Raw genomic sequence first — 23358 nt, forward strand, 5'->3', positions numbered from 1 at the left:
ATCCGATGAGCGACGATCCCACCGCTCACGGCCGAAACTCGTAACGGTGGGGCATGCGCGTGTGGCGTACCGGAAGGCTGGTGTCAGCTTTGGTCAGAACCGGATTGGAGCCAACGGCCGTGATTTCCGCAGAGGCCAAAAAGTGGACTTGCACATTATTTGGAGGCTCTTCACTCAATCGACTGCCGCGGCGGTCGGACCTGCTGCTTAGACTTCGGCTTACGATCGGCGGGAGCTTGTCAGCAGTGCGCTTCGCCGCGGGTGACGCGCGGCTGGACTAGAAGCGCGCGGCCATTGTCAGCCGTACCGCGCGCGGCTCCACGGGATGCACATGACGGTCGGCAACCCCGCCGATGGGCTCGCCCGGCAGGCGCGAAAGATAATAGTATTCGATCTGATTGGTCTGCTCGTTGAAGAGATTGAGCACGTCAAGCTGCACCCGCAAGCCATTGTCGAAGCGATAGCCGGCGCGTGCGTTGAAGATCAGCGAGGAAGCCGAGCGTACGCTGTCGTCCTCGATCAGCGGGCGCGGCCCGAAATAGCGCGCCTTCAGCGCACCGAACCAGCCGGTCTCCTGTCCAAAGGTGACAGCGGCGCTCGCAATCCAGGCCGGCGCGCCGGGAATGCGGTCGCCTGCCGGATCGAAGTCCGTGAAGCGGGCACGGGTATAGGCGACATCGAGCTCGACGGACAGCCACGACGTCGGCTTGTACTGGTTGACCCACTCCATGCCGACGCGCCGGCTGGCCCGGCTCGGCTCGGTTGTGCCAGCATCACCGACGAACAATAGCTCGGAATCGAAGTCGAGCACGAACAGCGCAAGCGAGCTGGTGAGGCCCTCGATCGCTTTGGTGCGGATGCCGACTTCCGCGCCACGGGAGCGCACCAGCAGTGGTACGCGGCCGAGCGGCGTCACCTTGTCGTTGGGATCGACGGTGATCGTCGCGCCCCTGATGTCATTGCTGTGCAGGCCGTAGCCAGCATTGCCGTAGAATTCCGTCTCGAACCAAGGACCCAGCACGACGCCGGCCTTCGGGCTCGTCATCGATGCCTGCGCATCGCCTGAATTTTCTGGCGTGTCGCTCAGCACGCGTCCGGCAAAAAAGTCCTCGCGGACGCCGATGGTAGTGCGTAACCAGTCGGTCCACCGCGTGGTGGTGTCGGTCCAGATGCCGACGTTGCCCTCCTGCACGTGGTCATCACGCACGGTCGAGAGCAAATTGCGTTGCTCCGTCTTGAACAGGCCGACATGAATATCGTCGTAGCGGCTTTGCACGCCGACGCGGGTCTGCGTCGCGAAGCCGCCAAAGCGCCAATCGAAGAAGTGCCGCGCGTCGAAGCCTCCGACGGTGCGGCGATCGAGCTGATTGAACTGATCGCCGTTAATGGGATTGTCGAGGAAGTAGGTGAAATTGTTGTAGAGTTGCAGGTCGGATCGGATCGCGTAAGCACTGATCCTGGTCTGCCCATATTCGCTCGAATGCGCCAAATTGCCGGACAGGCTGAAGCGACTGGAAGTGCCGCCATCGGTCGGATCGAGCGTGCCGAAGCGGCCAATGATGCCCTGATCGATCGCACGCTGTGCTACCTGGTCGGTTGAATTCCAGCCGTTGGAATAGGCCATGCCGGTGAGCGTGAATCCGTCAGTGGCGGTGCCCTGGCTGTAGCGCAGCACGCCGTTGATCTTGCGAACATCGTCCGGCACGTCCCACGGACCGTTGTATTTGGTGCCTTCAACGGCTGCGAGCAGCGTGCCCTCACCGACTGCTGTCGATCCCGCCGCCAGAGCGCGGCGATAACCGAAGCTGCCAAAAGTTGCCTCCGCGATACTTTTCGGCAGCTTGTTGACGTAGTCGATCGCCACGGAGCCGGCGGAGCTGAAGTCGCCGACATCGGCGAAATATGGACCCTTGCGGACATTGACCGTCTGGATCAGCTCCGGGATCAGGAAATTAATGTCGGCATAGCCCTGCCCGTGGCCGTGAGTCGGCATGTTGACGGGCATGCCGTCTACTCTGATCGCGAGATCGGTGCCGTGATCGAGGTTGAAGCCGCGCAAAAAATACTGATTGGCTTTGCCTTCGCCGGAATGCTGCGTGACGATCAGGCCGGGCACGATCTCCAGCGCCTCGCCCGGCCGCGCGAACGGCACCGCGTTCACCTCGGCGCCCGTGAAGCGCACAGCGCTGACGGCGGTAGGTCGCAGCCCGGCCGCACCGCCGGAGACGGCGCCGTCGGAGGAGGCGCCGGGCGAAACGCCGCTGGCGCCCATAGCCGGCTGGTCGGACCGAGTGGCCGTAGCGCTGCGTGTCACGCGAACTCGCGGCGGATTGGGCCGGGCGACCCGTTTGGGCGGCGTGGCCTCGGGAGCCGTGATGTTGACGGGCGGAAGGTGGTAAATATGCGGCACGTCACTTTCGTGCGCCGCAGCAGGCAATACGCAGGCGGCAGATGAAGCGGCGGCAGAAAGGATCCGCAGCCAATCCTTACTCACCGTCGTGTTCCCGCCCCCTAAGGCTGGTCAGATCGCGCAGCGGTCCACCTTCGTAGCGCACCTTCATCCCGAGCCCTATTCCACTGACCGAAACGCTCACGCGGCAAAACCGGCCAGTCGTTCGATAAACCAGTACGCGGCCATGATCCCGATCGTGTAGGTCGTCATCAGCCTTGCGTGGCGTTCGATGAAAACCGGAACCCTGATCAATTTGGCCAATCGCAAGGCGCCCAGAACGGCCGCAATGAAGATGAGCTGGCCGGCTTCGACGCCAACATTGAAGGCAAGCAACGCAAGCGGAATATCCCCTTGAGGCAAGCCAATCTCTGTCAGCGCGCTGGCGAAGCCAAATCCATGCAGCAGGCCGAACGAGAAGGCAACGAGCCACGGCCATTGCGCCGTCAGGCTTGCCTGCCCCCGGTCCGATCGGATGATCTCGCACGCCAAGAGAAGAATGCTGAGCGCGATCGTCGCTTCGACGGGCGGTCCGGGCACGTGCACCACCCCCAACGTCGCAAGGCTCAGGGTGATGGAATGCGCTATCGTGAAGGAAGTGACCGTGATCAGGAGGACACGGCCGCTGCGCACGATCAGGATCAGAGCCAGCACGAACAGCAAATGATCATAGCCGAACAGGATATGCTCGACGCCATGCATCAGATACGCCTTCGCGACTTCCAGCGAGCTGCGCGAGGTAGCGACCTCGATCCACGGTTTTGACGGGCGCACCAATGTGGTGGAGTAGCTGCCGTCGAGCAGCTGCACGCGCACCAGTGCATCCGTAATGGTCGCCTGCAGGCCGACGATCTCGATGCGCGCGCCGGTGAGCCCGCTGTCCAGCTCGATCAGCCGGCGTTCGACCAGCGAATCCGAGAGTTCGCGCAACGTCGGTTCGTTGACGTTACGGGTTTTTTCAGGAAATCGGAGTGCAATCGGAAGCCGCATGCCGGATAACAGCGGCGTGCGCCAGACAATTTGATACCGGTGCGGCGCAATCTCGGTCACTTCCATGTAGGCCGGACGGGACTCGTGCGCGGACGCGCCGCCCAGAAAAGCGAGCGTCACGAAAAAGATGGCGAGAAATGCCAATCGTAGACTCAATTTTACGGCTTCTCCGGTAGCACAACCTGATAGCGTGCGCGCATCGTCTCATAGGCCTTTGCCTTCGCTTGAGCGCGCTGATCGGCGATCCAGCTTGCCTTGATGTCCGACTCGATTTCTTCGAAAGCAGGGATCCGCCCCTGAGCGGAAGAGTCGACAAAAATCAGGTGCCATCCGTACCCGGATTCCACTGGTCCTTGCCATGAGCCAGGCTTGATGCTCACGAGCGCTCGGGCAAAATTCAGTCCGAACAGCTTGGCCATATCGTCGAATGACCGATCGCCGTAGTAATCCTGATACATGAAGGGGTCACCAAGAGCCGCAACATCCTTCGAATCGCCCGATCGCTTTGCGATTTGCTCCAGGGCTTTCGCGGCGGCTTCCCGGGTGCGCTCGCCATGTTGATCGAAAGAAAAATAAAGATGACGGAACGAGACTCGCGGCAACAGCGCAAATCGCTGCTGATTCTCCTTGAACCAGGCCCTGAGCGTATCGGTCGAAGGGTCATTATCGATTGAAACGCCCTCGGCCAGAAATTCCATTTTCTGCGCCAGGCGCCGCTTGACGATGGTGTCGTCCTTGTCCAGCCCGAGCGCGGTTGCTTCCCGAAACAGCACCTCCTCTCGAACCTTGAGTTCAATCAAGTTTCGCATCTGCTCCGGAGTTGGCGGCGGCCGGCCCTGGGCCAGCCATGCCACGCTCATCTGAACAAGGTCGTCCGGCGTCAGAACAATACGGTTCGATTCGGATGTGGCTTCTGTTTTCGGATGCAGGACGCTGTAGCCGGCAAACAATGCCAGGCCGATCAGAAGAAACTGAACCAGCGGTTCACGCGACCATCGTCGCAACAGCGATGGCTGAGCGGGTACGGCTGCGTCCGGACTTTTGCCGGACACAGCGCCCGCATCCATTGAACGATCTAACAACACTCACCGGCTCTTGCTGACAAGCTGCTACGTTAGAAGGGAGAACGCTCGGCTTGACCCAGGCTGAGATTCTCCAGATTTACCGGCGTCGGAACGATCTCGTAATTGGCGTAGCCGTATTCATTGCTGCGCGCGCCAAAGTATTTGTCGCCCACCTTATAGACGGTCACCTCATAAGGCAGGTTTCCGAAGGCGGTGACGATCTTGCCATCCTTGATTGAATAGGACGATGGCGAGCCAAGCTCACCGCTGTGCAAGACGTCACCGATCTGTCCGGGCTGTGGCAGCGTCCCGTCAACATTGGTGATCAGCCGCCGTCCGGCCGTGCTCCAGATGACCTGGAAGACGCTGCCGGTCGCGTTGTTGCGAATCCATGTCGACTTGCCGACGATCAGGTCCTTGAGTTCTGCATCATTCAGCGCGGTTACGCCCGGCTGCTGTTTCAGGCTGGCGACCGTCGTCCCTGGCTTGGCAGCCACGCGCGCTTGCTCGGTCGGCGTGTACCAGATGGGCGATGCCCACGCCCGCTCCTGAACCGTGGCCGCGACGATGTCGGGAGGATTGATCCCGAGATTCTTGGCCTGAATCGTGGTCCACCGCGGTGTCGGGATTTCAAGTGCCCGGGCGTAATAGAATGCGTTGAGACCCGGATCGAATTCGGGATCGCTCCACACGGCCTTGAGTTCGACCGCGCCGATCGTGTTCTTGTAGGTCGCTTCGTGAATGTTGACGGTACTGCCGATCGGCGAAACTTTGCCGGTGACCGGATCGGGCGCGCGTTTGCCTGCCCAAACCACGTCAAAGACCTTTTCGAAGGCCTGGCCGTCCTTGGTCCATCCCTTGATGATCTGAATACGGTCAAGATTGCCCGATGTCGGGTCCTTCACCGCCCAAACCGCGAAGGACGGAGCCTTCTTGTCGGCCGGCTTCGACGACAGGTCGCCTCCCATCGGCACGCCCTGCGCATAGGCGGTACGGACCCACAGCCGGTCCTTCAGCCAATCCGGAACGATATTCCAGACTTCCCTGCTCTTTACGTCCTTGGCATCCTGGCTGTAATCCCATCCGCCAAAGAAGCGAAGCTGGATGCGCGGTCCGCTGGTGGCAAAGGTTTCCTTGCGCTGCATGGCATTGAACAGCGAAGCGCGGGTGTTCTCCTCGGCCCACAGGCCGGTGAGGCCGGCGGGATTCTCGAGGCGAACGTCGAGGCCAGCGAAGACGTGACCCGACATGCGCTGCTTTTCCTCGCCGTCGTTGCGGGCATGGCCGCCGTAGAAGTTGTCCTGGCGGTAGGGGACACCGGTGTTATGCGAGTCGGAGCCACCCACGACACCAAATTTGTAGGGGTTGTAGCCCCGCGAATCCTGCATCGCGATGCCAGACTTGTAGGCGTCGCGAATGTAGCTGCCTGGGATGGTAGGGAAGCGGCCCGCCGGATCGCCGAGCAGATAGGTCAAGACCTCGAAATTCGCGAATTCATCGTTCGGCGACAGACTCGGATGCGTCTCTGACTGCCCCTTGATCTGCTTGATCTCGGACAGCTTCTCATTGCGTTCGCGCGACTCGGCCCACGCCTTGTCGATTGGCCGTCCTTTGAAATCCAGCTCCGTCGGGAACATGATTCCGTCCGAGAGGTTGGCATTGTGCGAGATCGCGAGCAGCTCGTTGCCGGCCTTGCGCTGGCCGTCCATCCAGTCCCACAGATCTTCCGGGGCCGACGAGTCGATGGAGCTGAACGGCAGCTCCGGCACCTTGGCGCAGTCCTTGAAGAAGACGTTGCGGTGCATGTTGCGATTGTCGGGCGTCGATGTCCATTCGTAGGAACAGAAGGCGGTGAATTTGCCCGGCTTGTTGAAGCGATCTGCGATCGCATTATTTTCTTTCCAGATGCTGCCGGCGACCTCGGGACTGATCAATTCCTTGATCGGCTTCTTGTCGATGATCGTGTAGCCGAGCCAAAGATAGATTCTCTGAATATCGGCTGGGGTGCGAACCTTCAGCTTCTCCGCGATCGGCAACTTGCTCAAGGCCGAGCCGGGAGTATTGGCCAGCTTCACTGTTCCGACATATTCGGAGTGATCGGTAACGCCCATCCAGTCCAGCGGAGTCGTGATCTTGATGGGATAGCCCATCGGGTGGAGGATGGTTTGTCCCGTCGCATATTTGTAGGCGTCATCCGGCCCGGTCTTGGTGTTACCGAAGATGTAGGCGTCGAACGACCAGCCAGTATGGACGTGCGTCTCCCCGAAATACGCGTTCCGCTCCGGGGTGGTTTGAGCGAACGCCGGCGATATGAGGGCAGTGGAAGCTGCAAAGGCGAACAATGCGGTCCGGCCGCGATGGTTGAAACTATTCATGTCAGTACCCCATTCGATGCATTGAATGCCAAATCGACAGATCGATTCCTTGGGACGGTCTCAATCCCCCTCAATAACAGGGCGGATAGGGATAATAACCGCAGACCGGACGCGTGTAGTAAGGCGCGCCATAGGCGGCGGCTCCGACCGCGGCGGCGGCGCCGGCATACATCGCGCCGCGGAAGGCAGCCCGGCGCCAGACCCCGAAAATATCGATGAAGATCGAAGCCGGTCCGTCGCCGCCGTTGAGATCGCCTTCAAGGGTCTGAACATCGAACGTGAGCTTGTCGCCATCGAGCTTCGGATTCTTCAGCACGACCACGGCGTCCTTCACCGATCCATCCTTGCCGAGGACGGACACGGTGGCGTTCGGCGGATCCTTGACGAAGCTGTCGTTGCCTGGCGTGCTCGCGCCCCAGTCCGCGATCAGATTCGCGGTGAGCTCGTGGCCGGCAGAGCGCACTGGTCGGTCAGCAAATATGATGGAGTTCGGCGAGACGCCGGTCAAAGTCAGCACATCCCCTTGAAGCGTCGCCCCGCGGGAATTGAGCACGATCAACGAGGGTATCACCTCAGGCCTGGCTGCCGCGGAAGGTGTCCCGATCGTCTTCATGGCAGGCGGCGCTGGCGCGTTCTGGGCAAGCGCGATCTCGGGACCGCATAAGGCGGTCGTCAGAGCCAGCAATCCGAAAATCTGATTCAATTTTGCGATCCGCATGAAATCCAGGTCCTTCTCTTGCAGAAGTTCAATAGATCGGCGCCATAGCACTCTCGTTCTGGGCGAGAAGTCGCGCATCGAAACGTGCAACATTCGCTGCAGCTAACGCCGCATGGCACCCGCAGAATCAAAAACGCGCTGGAATTGAATGTGGTTGGCTTATAGTCTTACGGCACTTCAAAGGGTGATGCTCATCTACCTCCACGAGCATTACGCTAGCACAATCAGAGAATGAGGGCCAGCCCATGGTTATTGTTCTGTGCCTCTATCTCGTTGCGCTATGGGTCGTATTCTCGAAATTCAGACTGGTGCGGTGGGGCTGGTTGTCGGGGACGATCTCGCTGCTGATCGGAGGATTTATTCTCGCGACATTTCTTGCGCTCTTTAATTATCTCACGCCGTCGGGGCGCGTGACGGTGACCGGCCGCGTGGTGGAAGTGACGCCGAATGTGACGGGGCAAATTGTCGCAATCCCGGTCAAGCCGAACGTGCCGGTGAAGAAGGACGATGTGTTGTTTCAGATCGACCCGGCGCCTTTTCAGTACAAGGTCTCGCAGTTGCAGGCTTCGCTCGCGGCGGCAAAGCAGCAGACCGAGATATTGAAGGCGAATTACGAGCAGGCGACTGCGAATGTGGCGGGTCTCACCGCGCAGGCCGCCTACAACAAGAAGCGTCTCGCCGACATTGAGACGTTGGCCTCTGACGATGCCAACACGCAATTTCAGGCGCAAGATAAGCAGGTTCAGTACGAAACCGTGTCGGCCCAGCTCGTCGCAGCCCAGGCGGCGCAGCAGAGCACCAAGCTTGCGCTGGATTCCGAGATCGGCGGCGTTAACACCACGGTCGCGCAAATTCAGGCGCAACTCGAGAACGCGAACTGGGAATTGTCGCAGACCTCCGTTCGCGCGCCTGCCGACGGCTATGTCACTGTCGTGGCCTTGACGGTCGGCGACCGGGCGCTGCAGGCCCGCTCGGCGATGTCGTTCATTGTCGAGAAGGAGATCGCCCTGGTCGGCATCTTCTCGCAAAACGGATTTCAGACAATCAAGGAAGGCACAGCCGTCGATATCGTGTTCGACAACGTGCCGGGCCGCATCTATCACGCCAAAATCATCGGCATTCCCAAGGGCAATCGGCGTTCGGCGCTCCGGCCGCGGCAAGGGAAATTCAGGTCGGCCGATTTCCAGCGACCGTGAACGTCAATTTGAACCTGCATCTGAATGCGCAGGGCGATCTCGTGCTGCTCAACCCCACCTACACCTTCGCGACGCCGGTGCTGGGTGGCCAGTTGGCTATTGGCGTTACCGGACTGTTCGGGCGATCGGCCGCCGACCTGAACGGGACGCTCACGACGGGGGTCGGACCGTTGGCGGTAACCCGCATGGGAAGCTTCGGCGACTCCATCACCTCCGTCGGCGATCTCTATCCGCAGGTGACGCTGAAATGGAATCAAGGCGTCCATAACTTCATGACCTATGCGACGGGAGATATACCCGTCGGGGCCTACGATCCAGTTCGCTTGGCCAATCTCGGAATCGGTCACGGCGCGATCGACGGCGGTGGTGGCTACACCTATTTCAACCCGCAGGCGGGGCATGAATTTTCGGCGGTCGCCGGGTTCACCTACAATTTCAAGAATCCGGACACGCAGTACCAGAACGGCATCGATTTCCATGTCGACTGGGGTGCTTCCCAGTTTCTCTCGAAGCAGCTCTTTGTCGGCCTCGTGGGCTACGCGTATCAGCAGATCACCGACGATTCCGGACAGCACCCTATCCTGGGCGGCTTCCGGTCACGTGTCGTTGGCGTCGGTCCGCAGATCGGATATCTGTTTCCGGTTGGCGACATGCAGGGTTATCTGAATCTGAAAGGATACGGCGAATTCGCTGCGGAAAACCGCCCAGCAGGCTGGAATACCTGGCTGACATTCTCGATCTCACCGACGTCACCTACCAGCACCGTGACGCCAACACGACGGATCGTGACGAAATAGCAGCATCTATCGCGAATCGCATGCCCTGGGAATCGCGCGGAGAGCTTGCCGCTCCGCAAGGGTCATCAAGGTCGAGAACTCAATCACCTGTGCGCGGCGAGCTGCGAAGAACAGTTCGCCGGTGGTGCATCAAATATTGAAGCCTTTGAGCTGCAAGACCGAGTGCGGCCATCTCGGCGCCATCGGCGCCCTCCCCGCTCGCGCCCCTGGCAAGCTCGGCCCTTAGAATGTCATCAATCCGTCTTTCCGTTTCTTCCAGCTCGGCCTCGGTCTTTGCATTCCTGATCCTGTTGCCAAGCTCGTAGAGCGGCTCCAGCATGCTTTTCGAGCCGCCCCCAGAATTCGCAAAACGCCAAACTGCCAAAATGATCGAAATCAGCGATCCCAGCAGCAACGACGCGTAATAGAGCTTGTCGTCGTATTTATCGAGGAAGCTCTGCTGATTTCCATTGTAGTAGGTGGCGGCTCCCGGATGAATCGGAATCAATGCGTCCGGATCCGTGCTGGGAGCGCCGGCCTGCGCCAGTACCGGGTATTGCGACAACAAATCCCTGCGGACGTCGACGAGGGACTGCGTCAGATCCGTGATGGTACCGGCGTCCACCGACTTGTTGGCAACCAGAAAGAACGACACCCGCAGCGATGTCAGATCGTCCGAAGGAATGGGCGGCGATCCCCGCAAGGTACCCTTTGGAATATCATAGCTTTCATAATACTGCGCGACATTGGCGACTGCGCCGGCCGATTCGATTTCAATCAGCTTTGGAGCCTCACCTTTTGCGCCGGACAGCTGAAAGAAGCGCCTGACCTTGGCCAGATAATTCTCGGTAAGAGGCACGACGGCAAGAAGCGCCTGTACCTGTCCGGACGACAGCGCCGCCGCCCCTTCCGTCACCGCAACGTCATGGAATCGAAGCTTGGCGCGGTCGAATTGATAGACCTGCTTCAGGGCATCGACGGTGGGCCGGTTGACGGGTCCCCCGACGACCCCGATTGTCGTGTCGCGCAGATCGCCAAGACTGTCGGCGCTGACGGTCGAGGGCGCCATGATCAGGACCACGCCATGCGTCAGCAGGAGGACGCTTCTTGCATCTGCGAGGCCCCCGGTATCGCCGCGAACCACGGCAAGATCTGCCTTACCGGAGGCCAATAACTCCGACGCACCACCCGACGTTAGGCTATCGATGACTTTCAATCGCGCGTGCGCATTCGACGCCGCCAGACGCGCCGAGATCGCCGAGATCAGCGACAACGTCTCGCCGTCGAGCGAGCCGGCGGCCACGGTGAGGTAAACGGGCTTGGCAAAATAGCGATAGGCAAGCCAGCCGCCGGATATGACGGCGGCTGTTGCGATCCCGACCACCGTTATGCGCAGCCATCGAGGCCACAGATTGACTGCAAGGCTCGGCATCGCGTTCTCCCTGGCTTGAAGCGAACCGGGCGCGCTCTCGCCGTCGCGATTTTACATAGGAGATCGCGCAAAGCGAGCGTAAACTGCGTGTGACCACCCGATGCCCAGGCCGCCGCATGATATGCCAACAAGCCATTCCGGCGAAGGCCGCTAGCCGTAGATAAAACCAATGTTGCCAGACACACCGCCGGTCAGTCAGCTCTCGCACGTCATCTCCCAGGCGGCCGCGCCTGCGTTTCTTCTCGGTGCATTGGCCGCCTTTATCGCCGTGCTCATATCTCGGCAAAACAGGATCATCGACAGAACAATCTACCTGAACGGAATCCCTGACGAAGACGGCGCCAGGTCGAGGCTCAAGGCCGACTTGCCACGCCTCATCCGGCGCGCAACTATGATCAACCGCGCAATCTTTTGGTCGGTGATGGGAAGTATCGCGATTAGTATTTTGATCGTGGTGGCATTTGTGAGCGCGTTCTTCCAGTTTCCGCATGAGCGGGGCGTTGCCATCCTCTTTATTCTCGCAGTTGCGGCCTTCACGGTATCGCTGGTTGATTTTGCGCGAGAAGTTCGAATTGCACTGAGCGAATTCGATCATCACGGCTGATGTTTGCTTTGGGTCGATTCTGTTGAAAAAACCGACAGTATTTCGTTGTAATGGCTCCGTTGCGATGTGGCCGAACTACTCTACCAACGCTTACGCCAGCCTTGGGGCGACCATCGGGATCAGCTTGGCCATCTTTCGAAGATTTTGGGCGATAGCTGCGAGGATGAACTCGTTACGCGCGCCGCTTGGACCTCGTAAGCGTAGAAAGTCGAGCTTGAGAATGCGCTTGAGTTGCGCGAACAGCATCTCGATCTACTTGAGAAGCCGACGCGAAGTTTGGCCCTCCCACGATCTCGCGATCTGGCGCGCCATATTGCGAGCGCCCTCGTAGATCGAGCGCGGCTCCCTCCGTGTGGCCCTGCTTGGGCAGCACCGGCACTTCACTGCGCAGCAATCAGAATCGCGTTTACTGGCGAGATAAAGCATGATGGCAAAGACTGCCGTAGCTTTGATGAGAACGCGGGCCTAATTCCTAGCGGACGATCTAGAACCTCTGCCAGATAACGCACGCTACGCGGCTAAGCGGCGATCCTCTGCGGCCTTCTCTGACTCGCCGCTCGAAGCCCTCTTGAGGAAGCGGGCGAGCGCGGCTTTCCGCGAATCGCGATCCAGCGCGTAGGCAGTTTGCTTGAATTCGATACCGTCAAGGAGCTCTTGAATGTAGCCAGAGATCGTGTCCGCAGCCATGATGAGCGCCGTGTCGAGCGTATGGATGTATCTGCTGGTCACCGAACCTTTCGCATGGCCCACGAGCGCCGCGATCGTTACCTCGGTAAAACCGAGGTCGTTGGCGATACTTGCGAAGCTGTGACGCAAGACATGGGGCGTGATATCGGATAGCGGGGACTCCTCGAAAAGATGTTTCCAATGGTTCGGGAAGCTGCCGAACGCATTGTCCTCGCCCTGCCCCGGAAAGACGTATGTGCCGACGTCATCCGTGAAACGACGATCGAGATATTCGACGACTGGTAGCCCAATCGGACGGACGGATTCTCCCTCCTTACTGTCCTCCAACCGCAAGCAGCTCGATTCGGTGTCCGCCTCCGTCCATTTCAAGCCGATCATCTCGCTGCGGCGGCAGCCCGTCAGCGCAAGCTGCCGAACGATGTCCACGATCGTGGTGTACTTCTCCTGCTTGGCAGCGTCGCGGAGGATCCGACCCAATATTCGATACTCCCCCTCCGATAGACGACGCTTTCGCACGTTATCATTTGGCTTGCGGATGCCGTGGGCCGGATTGGTTTCGATGATGCCCGCTTCGACGGCGTACGTGAGGATACCGCCAAGAAGACCAACAGTGCGCGTAGCCGTTCCTGCTCCGCCGCGGACAATAGCCTTTCCGCGCAGCTTCTTTGTCTTGATCGAAACCCGCGTCTTTCCGGCCATGATGTCCTTGAGGACCTTGTTGATGTCGGTCTTGGCGAGATCCTTAATCCGCCTGGTCCCAATAAGTGGAATGATGTGACGCTCTATGCGGCCAGTGTCAGTGACGATCGTTGAGGCCTTCTTGGGTCGCCCACCTTTCCCCGGGATAAGCCCGGCCTGGAGATCGGCGAGATAGCGGGTGCACAGCTCTTCACAGTGATCGCCTTGTGATCAAGCTGGCGGTCTTCGACGGGATCATCGCCCCCAGCGACCCGACCGAGTTGCACCTTTGCCTCTCGGCGTGCAGTCTCTGGCGCCCAGGCTCCGTGAAGCCCAATCGTGTAGCGACGTGAGCGACCTTTCGTTCGATACTGGATGACGTAGCTCCGCTTGCCGGAACTAAAGACACGGAGCCCGAAACCCGCCAGCTCGTCGTCCCATATCAGGTAGTCCTTCCCTTGCGCTTCCGCCGCCTCAACAACCCTCTTCGTGATCTTGACCATGACATTCCTTCGTTCCGGGCACGATCTCTCGCGTAAGCAGTGCGTAAGCACGCGGGAGAAAATCAATGCGTGTTTTCGGATAGGAACGTCGCTTGTGGTGTTGAGAATATCCAGTTGTTTCAGCTGGATAGCGTAGTGCAGCGTGCCCTATCGTATTTTTCGGATGGGCACGTTATCTTGCTCCGAAGGCAAAGGTCACACGTTCGAATCGTGTCGGGTGCGCCAATTTCCCCTTATTCCACTGAACGATAGACGCGCGCGGATCGAAACTTCAGCTTTGCCTCGTTAGGGCTAGTCAGCAATCTGGAGGCAAAACCGTCGTCCTAATGCAAACTACCTGGCAGTGACGTTCGAAAGCTCGCTTGTCCAACAACATAGCGGCACGACGACTAACCCCGCCGTTCAGTTCACGCACGCTCGAAAACGCTAGTCGTTGCAAGATTCGGCTAGCGGCGATTCATTTTCGGCGACCCAATATCCCAGCGACGGGTCACAATTGCACGCTCTATCGCGCGATGCCACTCGGCAGAAAAGGTCTCGCCTTGGCGAAATCGCGCATCCTCGAATTCACTGGCGAGGGCGATGTAGGATTGAGACAAGGACGTATACCTTAAATGCAACGCCCGCTTCCGCGGGGAAAGCAGACGCGTCGTACCCGCCCGGGAATCTCGCCTTATGATCCTTAAGGGACGTTCGGCACCGCCCAGCGATTGATTTGGATCGAGCGTTCCGTTCGGCTTTCGCGGACTAGGTAGAGGCATGAAGCGGCCAGAAGAACCTCGCCGTCTAAAGATGCGCCACAACCCAAACCGTCACGCCTGGAGCAGGCGCGCCGGGTCATTGAGGAATACGCAAACGATCTGCGGGAATAATCAAGAAGCTGCGTCAGCGCTTAAATTGAGCTCCTCTCACGAGTTAGACTGACCACATCGACCTGCAACTCATCCGAGATCATTTGGGATCGGCTGAGCGCCACATTCCGTTGCGCGACAAGCACGTCGGCCGCCAAGTTGCATCATCGATCAGTTGGGTGGTTGCCGGAACACCTTCGCCAGGCGCCACTCGATGCTATGTCGATGTCGTAACGGTGCTGCACGTTGGCGCGCCCGAAAGGACCGTTGTGGGTCAAACTCGTCAAAGTCAAAGCTCAGAGTGAGCATCACGCGTCCGGTTTCGGGGGCATCGCCCGTGGGGAGCAGCTCATTGAGCCTGACTGCCCAGCCATGATTCAAATCCGCTGACAAACGGGGCCGAATCATGCGCTACGAACTCTCCGACGAGGAATGGACTGCCATCAGGCCGATGCTGCCAAACAAGCCGCGCGGCGTACCGAGGGCGAATGACCGTCGCGTCCTCAACGGCATCTTCTGGTGCTACGATCCGGGGCGCCATGGCTCGATCTACCAGACGCCTTTGGCCCATATACCACTTGCTACAATCGCTTTGCGGATTCCGCTCGATGTCGCCCGGCATTCCGAGATGATCTCGCCCACCTTTCCGATTTGAAGTCGCCCACCCATTCCGAGATGAAGTCGCCCACCGGGATGATGTCGCCCGGGTGACGAGGCCTCTTCTGGCTCCCTTAGGGTCCCCCTTTCGGCTTTGCGAAGGGGGACCCTGGATGCCGACGGAGAGGCTTGCGATGCGCCGTGTGCGCGATGTGATCAGGATGAAGGCGGCTGGGCTGCCGAGCCGCGAGATTGCTCGGCGGATGGGCGCGGCGCCCTCGACAGTGCGGCTGACCATCCGGCGGTTCGAGGCCGCAGGCCTGAGCTGGCCGTTGCCCGACGAACTCACGGACGCGGCCCTGGAGGCCCGCCTGTTCGCCAAGACCGGCAACGGTAACCGGCGGGGTCATCGCCGCATCGCCGAGCCCGACTGGGCGGCGGTGCACCGCGAGCTCAAGAGCAAGCACATGACGCTGTCGATCCTGTGGGAGGAGTACATCGGCGCCGAGCCCGGCGGATACCGGTACTCGCGCTTCTGCGAGCGTTACCGCGCCTGGGAGGGACGCCTGTCGGTGACGATGCGCCAGGCGCACGCGGCCGGCGACAAGCTGTTCGTCGACTACGCGGGCGACGGCGTGCCGGTGGTGGTCGACCGCCTCACCGGCGAGCGGAGGACGGCGCAGATCTTCGTCGCCGTGCTCGGTGCCTCGAGCTTCACCTACGCGCAGGCGACGTGGACGCAGGGGCTCGCCAACTGGATCAGCGCCCATGTTGGCGCCTTCGCGGCGATCGGCGGCGTCCCGGCGCTCTTGGTGCCTGACAACACCAAAGTCGCAGTCATCAAGGCGAGCCTCTACGACCCGCAGATCAATCGCACCTATGCGGAGATGGCCGCGCATTACGGCACGGCCGTCCTGCCGGCGCGGCCGCGCAAGCCGCGCGACAAGGCCAAGGTCGAGCAGGCTGTCCTCATCATCGAGCGCTGGCTGCTCGGCCGCCCGCGCCACCGCGTCTTCTACAGCCTCACCGAGGTCAACGCAGCGATCGGCGAGTTGCTCACTAGGCTCAACGAGGAGCGGCCGATCCGACGGCTCGGCGTGACGCGCCGCCGGCTGCTTGAGGAGGTCGACCGGCCGGCGCTCAAGCCGTTGCCGGCAAGCCCATACGTCCTCGCGGAGTGGCGGATCCGCCGCGTCAGCCTCGACTACCACGTCGAGGTGGAGAAGCATTATTACAGCGTTCCGCATCGCTTCGCGCGTGCCGAGGTCGAGGTGCGGTTCACCGCCCGCACCGTCGAGATCTTCCACAAGGGCGAGCGGATTGCCGCGCATCAGCGCATGAGTGGCAATCACAAGCACACCACCGTGCCGGAGCACATGGCCTCCAGCCATCGGCGCTACGCCGGCTGGACCATCGGGCGTATCCGCCAGGACGCCGCCGCGATCGGGCCGGCAACCAGCGCATTGTGCGACCTCATTCTCGACGAGCGCTCCCACCCCGAACAAGGCTTCCGCGCCTGCCTCGGCATCCTCAGGCTCGCCGCGTCCTACGGGCGCGAATGGCTGGACGCCGCGGCTGCGCGGGCGATCGACATCGGCGCGCGCACCTATGGCTCGGTCAAGTCGATCCTCGCCAACAATCTCGATCGGCGTCCTGCTCACCAGCGCTCCGCGGACGATGCGCCGATCCTGCATGCCAACATCCGCGGACCGCGCTACTACAATTAGGAGACCGTCCCTTGCTCACCCATCCGACCCTCGACCGCCTCAACGCCCTCGGCCTCCACGGCATGGCCAAGGCCTTCGCCGACATCGAAGCCGCCGGTGAGGCTGGCAGCCTCGGTCACGCCGAATGGCTTGCTCTGCTGCTCGAACGTGAAGCCTCGCTGCGGCACGACAAACGGCTCGCCACTCGCCTGCGCTACGCCAAGCTGCGCCAGCAGGCGTGCGTCGAGGACATTGACTACCGCACCCCGCGCGGCCTCGACCGCCCACTGTTTGCCAAGCTTGTCGAGGGACGCTGGATCGACGACCACGTCAATCTCCTGATCTGCGGCCCGGCCGGCGTCGGCAAGAACTGGCTCGCCTCGGCGCTCGGCCACAAGGCCTGCCGCGACAATCGCTCCGTGCTCTTACCAAGCGACGACGCAACCTGTTGCGTCATGATGTCAGCGAAGGCATCGAGCGGCACCACCTTGGCCGGGTTCGTGAAGGGCAGTACGGCAACCGCGGGTCCTTTGGTGACAATCAATGACGGAGACTGTGCAGCTTTCGGCGGGTCTCCGCGTGTATGACTGCTTAGAGCGTCCCATGCGCGCCAATAGCCGGCGAGCCCTCCGACTACGGCACCGACCGCGGCGATCGGCGCAATGACTGTCCCGAACTTCTTGAAATAACGTCGAGCACGAGCAACGATTGAGATGGATATGCCTACGTTCAATTTCGGGGCGTTTGCAGGTTGATCTGCACTGTCCATCGTCCTCCCCCAAATTCCCTGAGGTTACCGACGGCGGATTTAGCTGTCCAGATAGTGACAATGGGATCAGTGCGCCCGCAGTGCAGCACCACCCGTAGGTATACGGGAAATATTTCAGCCTGAATGCGTCAATGCGTTTCGGCTCGTAACGCTTCTATCACTCTGCTGCGCTTCGGCGCCGCCCTCGGCGCGGATCGAATTCGTCAACCGGGCGCCGCTGGCGTCCGGAAAAGCCAGTCTACATTCCATTGCAAGGGGGCGGAACGAAGCCGGCATTTCGGTTGCGCTTGTGCAAGCTTCGGGGCACTCGGTTCGGCCACTACGAGCGTCCTGTTCGTCACAAGATCAAATGGCGTTGGCATAGAAGCGGCGATGCCGGCTCGAATTGGAGCGCTCAAGGATGTCGCCGCAATCGCGACCATCGTTACAGTTACGAAGACTACGAGCACGTCAGTCATGATGCGCGATGAAGAGAGCTTGGTCATAACGTGAGCCCTCACAACCGACAGAAGTACGTGCGCAACTACAAGTTCGTACGCAATGGGTATGTGAAATGGGGTGCTCACCGCGCGTGGCGGATCATCCTCTCATTAGGCCAGCCGCGACCCATTATGTAGCAGCGATCCAGACCTAGTCGCCTAATTCGACCAGTCCCCAGAGGCGCCGAAACGCGAAGGCAATCGCGTTTACGTTGAGCGTCGGCGCCCCCGCTCTCGGCGCGGGTCGAATTCGTCACCCGCCTCGGCAGCCGAAGCGCCACCAGCAAACTGGACATTGGCGATGGTCCCCGGTGGTCGGCTCGCGGGGAGGTGGTGAGCTTGATATCTGGCGGCCACGATCCTCTGCGACACTCGGGGCCAGGAACGAGCTCATTAGGGCCGAGTTTGACATTTTAACCATGCAACACCTCAGGAGAGAGCAATGGCAGAACGTGAGACAGGAACTCTTATCGGTAGTGACAAGGTCGAAGGCACCGCCGTTTATGGAGCGGACCAGCAGAAGATTGGCAACGTCGAGCGCGTCATGATCGACAAGGTGTCGGGCAAAGTCGCCTACGCAGTCCTGGGCTACGGCGGCTTCCTCGGCATCGGCGACGATCACTATCCGACGCCGTGGTCCAGTTTAACCTATGATACCAATCTCGGCGGGTACCGTACCAACATCACCAAGGACCAGTTGGATAAAGCGCCGCGCTACACCAACGACAACGACTGGAGCTGGAATCGTGAGAATGACCGACGCGTTTATGACTACTATCAAGCCACGCCCTATTGGTAAGACGTGATCAATTGTACTCATTGAAAGTCCGGCGCCTTATGCGCCGGGCTTTTGCGTAGGAACCTTGCGGGTATCCGTGGCTTGTGTCGTCGATTTATCATTCGGAGGGACGCCATGAGCAAGCCCAAGACCCTACAAGACCTTTTCCACGACACCCTCAAAGACATCTACTTCGCCGAGAAGAAGATCCTGGGCGCCTTGCCCAAGATGGCCAAGGCGGCACAGAGCGATGAGCTGCGCGCTGCCTTCGAAAAGCACCAGGAGGAGACCGAGGGGCAAATTGAACGCCTGGAATCCGTGTTCGACGCGATCAACGCCCGCCCTCAAGGCAAGACCTGCGATGCCATCATGGGCATTCTCGATGAAGGCAAGGAAATCATGTCTGAGTACAAGGGCGCACCTGCGCTCGACGCGGGCCTTCTCGCCGCCGCCCAGGCGGTCGAGCATTACGAGATCTCGCGTTATGGTACGCTTATCACTTGGGCCGACGAGCTCGGCCTCTCGGACGCCGTCAAACTTCTGAAGGAAACACTGGCCGAAGAGAAGAAGACAGATCAGACGCTGACCAGCCTCGCCAAAAGTGTCGTCAATGCCGAGGCCGAAGCGGCGTGATGCGGGGAGGGCTATCGAGACGCCTCGATAGGCCACAAATTCTTTAGCTTGCCGCCCGAGGCGAAAAAGACCGCGGCATCCGCGAGGAATGCCCGTGGCGAAGAAAGCAACGGCGTTTCCCTTTCAGCCGTGTGCTAGAGTGGCGACCATAGCACCCGAAGGTCGCAGCGTGGCCTTCGGAGCTTTGGAGATCTTGGATAATCCTCCTGGTACCCACGCTGGATGGAAATCGCTGGATACGTCTCTATCGCCATTGTCGGGATATTGATGTTTCTCATCGCGATTCTGGCCGAGGGATTTTATCCCGCCATTGGCGAGATCGTCGGCCTGTTTTTACTTGCCTTCATTATTTGGACTCGCGTCGGCGCGGCCTCACCACGGCCGTGAAGGCGCGCTTAACGCCAGCCTCAGTCTCGTCCGCCTCGTGCTCTTTGGCGGCCTCTAGGAAGCGCTTGGACTGCTCAGGATCGTCCTGCGGATGATCCTTCTCCTTATTCTTCGTGGAAGAGATCATTGATTCGAAACTTGTCCGGCAAGAGGTTTGTAGCGCCGGGCGCTACGATCCGGCATCCGCGCACGTTCGATTTGCCAATTCGTTTTGCCAGCCGGCCGTCAACACTAAGGAACTCCATAGCCTTGACCATCAGCGCTGTAGCTACGTGAATTCGGTCTGCGACGCGCTCCCAAAGTCCATCGACTACCGCAAGGTCGCGGGCGAGCAGAACAATCAGCGGTGATGGCGAGGTAGCCAAAATGCCATCGCGGCCGCAAACAATCAGCCTTTCAACTTGGGGCTTGAAGTCGGCGGGCGGCGGTTCATCGCCAAGGTGAAGCACCTCACCAACCGTTATGATCGATGTGTGAAGCTCAATCTCTCCATCTCTTCCAGCGCGCATTATGCGCTCAATCATGTCGACTTAGCGATTCGGTCTGGCGTGGCGACAGCTCAACAGTGAATCGGCGTCGGAGAAGGCGTGTCGGGCGCCGCCCGGCAGAGCAATGCCGCGGTTAGATAGCTCAAGATCTTGATGCGCTGGGATCATGTTTAAACGAATCGGCGCGTTATGCCTTCTATGTTGCGTATCTCACTAGCGGCGCGGCTGCGCGCCTTGCCGCATCCCTTGTCTCGTAAATAAGAGGATCAACTGGGAAAGCTTCGCGAGCCGGCGCGTTCGTATTCGACGCTACGACGCAGGATTTTCAATGCGAACCACAATCGTTGCTATGCTCGTCGCGAGCCGAACCATGATCACGCTGCCGGCGCTGGCGCAGCAGCAGCTAGCACCAAACCCGGAAAAGCAAGAGGGCTGACAAGGGCGCCAAGACTCGCCAGTCGGATGAGTCAGGCAATGTCGGCGAGCAGGAAAAGCCCGGTGCTTCCGCCCGCGCTCCCGGGAAGACTGACACTGCTCCGCCGACAACGGGCTCAGCCAGGGGCACCTCGACGGGGGCAGACAGGCAGCGGTGAAAAGCCGCGCTCAGCCTTCTGGAGGTGTAGCACGACTGAGCGTAGTCTTGCGTTCCTGACGCGGGGTCCTTGGCTCCTCCCGTCTAGCGCCGAGGCTACTCGGGACTGGGATCCAGGCTCGCGGCGGAGTTGGAGAAGAGAAATGCGGTGTCCGAAGCAATCGCGACGCTCGCTTCTTTGGACGACGCTCGCCACCGGAGCGTTCCTGACGGTGGGAAGGTTCGCTGCGGCGCAGGAAGATCAGCCCGGCAGCAGCGACCGACCGAAGAATGGCGATCTTCTTGTTGTCTCCGAAGGCGAACGCGCCGGCGCCGTCATCACGCCCGATGACTTTAAGCTCGGCGAACCGCCGCTGCACGCTTGGCCAAAGGACCCCAAGACTTCGGTCGTCCGCAACGGCTCGCGGCTGAACGAGATCCTGGTCATAAGGCTTGATCCCGGCGAAATGGATGAGGAGACCCGCTCACGCTCTGCTGAGGGCATCGCAGCCTATTCGGCGATCTGTACTCACGCCGGATGTTCTGTCACCGGCTGGCTGAAGTCCGAGACGGGCGACAAAGACGTTCTTAAATGCTTTTGTCACAACTCCGAATTCAATCCCCGGGAAGGCGCGCAAGTCGTGTTCGGACCCGCGACCCGGCGTCTGCCGGCACTGCCGCTGGCGATAGCCGACGGCTCGCTGACCATAGCTGCAACATTTGTTGGAAAGGTAGGTGCTCAACAACCAGGGTGATGGGGCGCGGTCGCATCGGATTCCCGTGCCCCAGACGATCGCACCAGCCACCGTAGGGGTGGCCAAAGAGCACAGGGAGATCGCGTCCATGACCAGAAAGCAATGGCTACTATCGGGTTGTGTTGCGTGCACAACCCTTATCTCAACTGCTGCAGTCGCCGGTCCGATCGAAAATTACAGCCCGGTGACGCAAGCCCGCCTGGAAAATCCCGAACCCGCCAACTGGATGCTGTATCGGCGGACCTATGACGGTCAGGGCTATAGCCCGCTCGACCAGATCAACACCTCGAACGTGAAGAGCCTGACGCCGGTGTGGACTTTCTCGACCGGCGTGATCGAAGGCCATGAGGCGCCGCCGATCGTCAACAACGGCGTGATGTTCGTCACGACCCCCATGGGCCAGGTGATCGCGCTTAATGCCAAGACTGGCGAAGAATATTGGCGCTATAAGCGAGCGCTTCCTGAAGATTTGTTCCAATTGCATCCGACCAACCGCGGAGTAGGCCTGTGGCAGGACAAGCTCTATCTCGCGACGACCGACGATCACCTGGTCGCGCTCGATGCGAAGACCGGCAAAGTGGTCTGGGATACAAAAGTCCAGGACTACAGGAAGGGGCAATACCTAACCCTGATGCCGCTGATCGTCGACGGCAAGGTCATTGTCGGCGGCTCCGGCGGCGAATTCGGCGTCCGAGGTTATGTCGTTGCGTATGACGCCAACAGCGGCAAGGAATTGTGGCGCACCTTCACCATCCCGGCGCCAGGTGAGCCCGGCAGCGAGACCTGGACGGGCGACGATTGGAAGACCGGCGGCGGATCGGCCTGGATGACCGGCAATTACGACAAGGACACCAAGACCATTTATTGGGGTGTCGGTAACGCTGCGCCGTGGCCCGGGGACGCTCACCCCGGTGACAATCTCTATACAACTTCCGTGCTCGGCCTCGATCCCGAGAGCGGCAAGATCAAGGCACACTTCCAGTACCATCCGAACGACTCCTGGGATTGGGACGAGGTGGAGGCGCCGATGCTGATCGACCTGCAAAGGGATGGCCGGTCCATCAAGAGCCTGATCCATCCGGGACGCAACGCGATCTTCTGGGTCTTGGAGCGCAAGCCGGACAAAATCAGCTATGTAGCCGGCTGGCCCTACGTTTACACCGATGTCTGGAAAAGCATCGAGCCCGAGACCGGTAAGCCGATTGTCGACCCCGCGCATAAGCCGGTGGTTGGCAAGCGAGTCGAGTTCTGCCCGTCCCTGTGGGGCGGCAAGGACTGGCCCTCGGCGGCCTACAGCCAGAAGACCAAATATGTCTACGTTCCGGCCAACGAAAACACCTGCGGCGGGTTCTCCGGCGAGAAGGTGCCGCTGGTCCCAGGCCAGCTCTGGCTTGGCACCAAGCCGGAGGACATCGGTCTGACACTCCGTCCCGGCGCCGAACACATCGGCGAATTGCAGGCTTGGGATCCCGCAACCGGCAAGAAAGTCTGGTCGCACACCTTCCCGAAGTCGCAATTGTTCGGTTCGGTGCTGGCGACCGCAGGCGATCTCGTTTTTGTCGGCGGGACCAACGATCGCTACTTCCGCGCCTTCGATGCCAAGAGCGGCGAGCTGTTGTGGGAGCAGAAGACCAACTCCGGCATCATGGGCATGCCGGCCTCCTATGAAGTCGACGGCACGCAATATATTGCGATCCAGTCGGGCTGGGGCGTCGACGCGCAACGCATCCAGGATGCGCTTACCACCCAGAGCATCGGGGTGGAAAACAACGTGCCGCAGGGCGGCGTGGTCTGGGTGTTCGCCGTCAAGAAATAGCCGCGCGTGAAGCCTCGAGCTGACTAAGCGGCGAACCGAAAGGTCCGCCGCGTGTG

The 23358-nt window shown here is 60.2% G+C and carries 15 protein-coding genes, 1 tRNA gene and 4 pseudogenes; 11 read left to right on the forward strand and 9 right to left on the reverse strand.

The genetic code is table 11. From position 1 onward, the window contains the following. Window positions 1-277 precede the first annotated feature (277 nt). The 5 genes from ACVWY5_RS31475 to ACVWY5_RS31495 form a co-directional block, all read right to left on the reverse strand. Entirely contained in the window at window positions 278-2410 is a 2133-nt protein-coding gene (locus tag ACVWY5_RS31475) for a TonB-dependent receptor domain-containing protein (RefSeq protein WP_028352091.1), read from the reverse strand. A 180-nt stretch (window positions 2411-2590) separates the two neighbouring features. Continuing rightward, the gene (locus ACVWY5_RS31480; protein WP_028352090.1) at window positions 2591-3583 is read right to left on the reverse strand and encodes a HupE/UreJ family protein; all 993 of its coding nucleotides are present in this window, start codon (window positions 3581-3583) and stop codon (window positions 2591-2593) included. 14 nt (window positions 3584-3597) lie between these two features. Beyond that, window positions 3598-4506: a peptidyl-prolyl cis-trans isomerase gene (locus tag ACVWY5_RS31485; protein WP_051383881.1), complete on the reverse strand. Its 909-nt coding sequence runs from the start codon at window positions 4504-4506 to the stop codon at window positions 3598-3600. A gap of 47 nt (window positions 4507-4553) precedes the next feature. Next, complete coding sequence (locus tag ACVWY5_RS31490; protein WP_051383880.1) at window positions 4554-6878, reverse strand: DUF3604 domain-containing protein; 2325 nt, start codon at window positions 6876-6878, stop codon at window positions 4554-4556. A gap of 70 nt (window positions 6879-6948) precedes the next feature. Then, window positions 6949-7596 (reverse strand): hypothetical protein, encoded by a 648-nt coding sequence (locus ACVWY5_RS31495; RefSeq protein ID WP_321176718.1) that lies wholly within the window; start codon window positions 7594-7596, stop codon window positions 6949-6951. A gap of 1033 nt (window positions 7597-8629) precedes the next feature. Here ACVWY5_RS31495 and ACVWY5_RS31500 point away from each other — a divergent pair. Continuing rightward, a complete protein-coding gene (locus tag ACVWY5_RS31500; RefSeq protein ID WP_080673039.1) occupies window positions 8630-9589 on the forward strand; it encodes a transporter in 960 nt (319 codons plus the stop codon). Window positions 9590-9668: 79 nt separating this feature from the next. On the opposite strand, the gene ACVWY5_RS31505 is transcribed toward ACVWY5_RS31500, so the two are convergent. Continuing rightward, window positions 9669-11000, reverse strand: coding sequence for a TAXI family TRAP transporter solute-binding subunit (locus tag ACVWY5_RS31505; protein WP_028352086.1), 1332 nt, complete (start codon window positions 10998-11000; stop codon window positions 9669-9671). A 169-nt stretch (window positions 11001-11169) separates the two neighbouring features. Between ACVWY5_RS31505 and ACVWY5_RS31510 the strand changes: the two genes are divergently transcribed. Then, the gene (locus ACVWY5_RS31510) at window positions 11170-11604 is read left to right on the forward strand and encodes a DUF2721 domain-containing protein (protein WP_028352085.1); all 435 of its coding nucleotides are present in this window, start codon (window positions 11170-11172) and stop codon (window positions 11602-11604) included. Between the two features lie 90 nt (window positions 11605-11694). Here the strand turns inward: ACVWY5_RS31510 and ACVWY5_RS31515 are convergent. Together ACVWY5_RS31515 and ACVWY5_RS31520 are read right to left on the reverse strand one after the other, a co-directional pair. Next, window positions 11695-12033: pseudogene (locus tag ACVWY5_RS31515) on the reverse strand (transposase); the annotation flags it as partial. Between the two features lie 81 nt (window positions 12034-12114). Next, window positions 12115-13472, reverse strand: a pseudogene (locus ACVWY5_RS31520) (tyrosine-type recombinase/integrase). Window positions 13473-13604: 132 nt separating this feature from the next. Here ACVWY5_RS31520 and ACVWY5_RS31525 point away from each other — a divergent pair. The 7 genes and pseudogenes from ACVWY5_RS31525 (at window position 13605) to ACVWY5_RS31555 (ending at window position 19672) form a co-directional block, all read left to right on the forward strand. Further along, window positions 13605-13697, forward strand: a tRNA-OTHER gene (locus ACVWY5_RS31525). A gap of 1032 nt (window positions 13698-14729) precedes the next feature. Next, a pseudogene (locus ACVWY5_RS31530) lies at window positions 14730-14917 on the forward strand (transposase); the annotation flags it as partial. A 197-nt stretch (window positions 14918-15114) separates the two neighbouring features. Further along, the gene (gene istA, locus ACVWY5_RS31535) at window positions 15115-16647 is read left to right on the forward strand and encodes an IS21 family transposase (protein ID WP_080673042.1); all 1533 of its coding nucleotides are present in this window, start codon (window positions 15115-15117) and stop codon (window positions 16645-16647) included. Window positions 16648-16658: 11 nt separating this feature from the next. Further along, window positions 16659-17051: pseudogene (locus ACVWY5_RS31540) on the forward strand (ATP-binding protein); the annotation flags it as partial. 1265 nt (window positions 17052-18316) lie between these two features. Continuing rightward, entirely contained in the window at window positions 18317-18673 is a 357-nt protein-coding gene (locus ACVWY5_RS31545; RefSeq protein WP_028352083.1) for a PRC-barrel domain-containing protein, read from the forward strand. Between the two features lie 114 nt (window positions 18674-18787). Further along, the gene (locus ACVWY5_RS31550) at window positions 18788-19285 is read left to right on the forward strand and encodes a YciE/YciF ferroxidase family protein (RefSeq protein WP_028352082.1); all 498 of its coding nucleotides are present in this window, start codon (window positions 18788-18790) and stop codon (window positions 19283-19285) included. A 222-nt stretch (window positions 19286-19507) separates the two neighbouring features. After that, window positions 19508-19672: a hypothetical protein gene (locus ACVWY5_RS31555; RefSeq protein WP_321176693.1), complete on the forward strand. Its 165-nt coding sequence runs from the start codon at window positions 19508-19510 to the stop codon at window positions 19670-19672. 104 nt (window positions 19673-19776) lie between these two features. Here the strand turns inward: ACVWY5_RS31555 and ACVWY5_RS31560 are convergent, their stop codons facing one another. After that, entirely contained in the window at window positions 19777-20196 is a 420-nt protein-coding gene (locus tag ACVWY5_RS31560) for a PIN domain-containing protein (RefSeq protein WP_028352081.1), read from the reverse strand. 699 nt (window positions 20197-20895) lie between these two features. Here ACVWY5_RS31560 and ACVWY5_RS31565 point away from each other — a divergent pair. Together ACVWY5_RS31565 and ACVWY5_RS31570 are read left to right on the forward strand one after the other, a co-directional pair. Continuing rightward, a complete protein-coding gene (locus ACVWY5_RS31565; protein WP_080673038.1) occupies window positions 20896-21486 on the forward strand; it encodes a QcrA and Rieske domain-containing protein in 591 nt (196 codons plus the stop codon). Between the two features lie 88 nt (window positions 21487-21574). Then, the gene (locus ACVWY5_RS31570) at window positions 21575-23302 is read left to right on the forward strand and encodes a methanol/ethanol family PQQ-dependent dehydrogenase (RefSeq protein ID WP_028352079.1); all 1728 of its coding nucleotides are present in this window, start codon (window positions 21575-21577) and stop codon (window positions 23300-23302) included. Window positions 23303-23358 lie beyond the last annotated feature (56 nt).

This window comes from Bradyrhizobium sp. USDA 3256 (genome assembly GCF_054058275.1).

Excerpts from the sequence above, each read along its gene's own strand:
- ACVWY5_RS31485 (WP_051383881.1), bottom strand. The coding sequence starts at position 4,506 with ATGGATGCGGGCGCTGTGTCCGGCAAAAGTCCGGACGCAGCCGTACCC.
- ACVWY5_RS31505 (WP_028352086.1), bottom strand. The coding sequence starts at position 11,000 with ATGCCGAGCCTTGCAGTCAATCTGTGGCCTCGATGGCTGCGCATAACG.
- ACVWY5_RS31555 (WP_321176693.1), top strand. The coding sequence starts at position 19,508 with ATGGAAATCGCTGGATACGTCTCTATCGCCATTGTCGGGATATTGATG.
- ACVWY5_RS31565 (WP_080673038.1), top strand. The coding sequence starts at position 20,896 with ATGCGGTGTCCGAAGCAATCGCGACGCTCGCTTCTTTGGACGACGCTC.
- ACVWY5_RS31560 (WP_028352081.1), bottom strand. The coding sequence starts at position 20,196 with ATGATTGAGCGCATAATGCGCGCTGGAAGAGATGGAGAGATTGAGCTT.
- ACVWY5_RS31490 (WP_051383880.1), bottom strand. The coding sequence starts at position 6,878 with ATGAATAGTTTCAACCATCGCGGCCGGACCGCATTGTTCGCCTTTGCA.
- ACVWY5_RS31510 (WP_028352085.1), top strand. The coding sequence starts at position 11,170 with ATGTTGCCAGACACACCGCCGGTCAGTCAGCTCTCGCACGTCATCTCC.
- ACVWY5_RS31545 (WP_028352083.1), top strand. The coding sequence starts at position 18,317 with ATGGCAGAACGTGAGACAGGAACTCTTATCGGTAGTGACAAGGTCGAA.
- istA (WP_080673042.1), top strand. The coding sequence starts at position 15,115 with ATGCGCCGTGTGCGCGATGTGATCAGGATGAAGGCGGCTGGGCTGCCG.
- ACVWY5_RS31570 (WP_028352079.1), top strand. The coding sequence starts at position 21,575 with ATGACCAGAAAGCAATGGCTACTATCGGGTTGTGTTGCGTGCACAACC.
- ACVWY5_RS31550 (WP_028352082.1), top strand. The coding sequence starts at position 18,788 with ATGAGCAAGCCCAAGACCCTACAAGACCTTTTCCACGACACCCTCAAA.
- ACVWY5_RS31495 (WP_321176718.1), bottom strand. The coding sequence starts at position 7,596 with ATGCGGATCGCAAAATTGAATCAGATTTTCGGATTGCTGGCTCTGACG.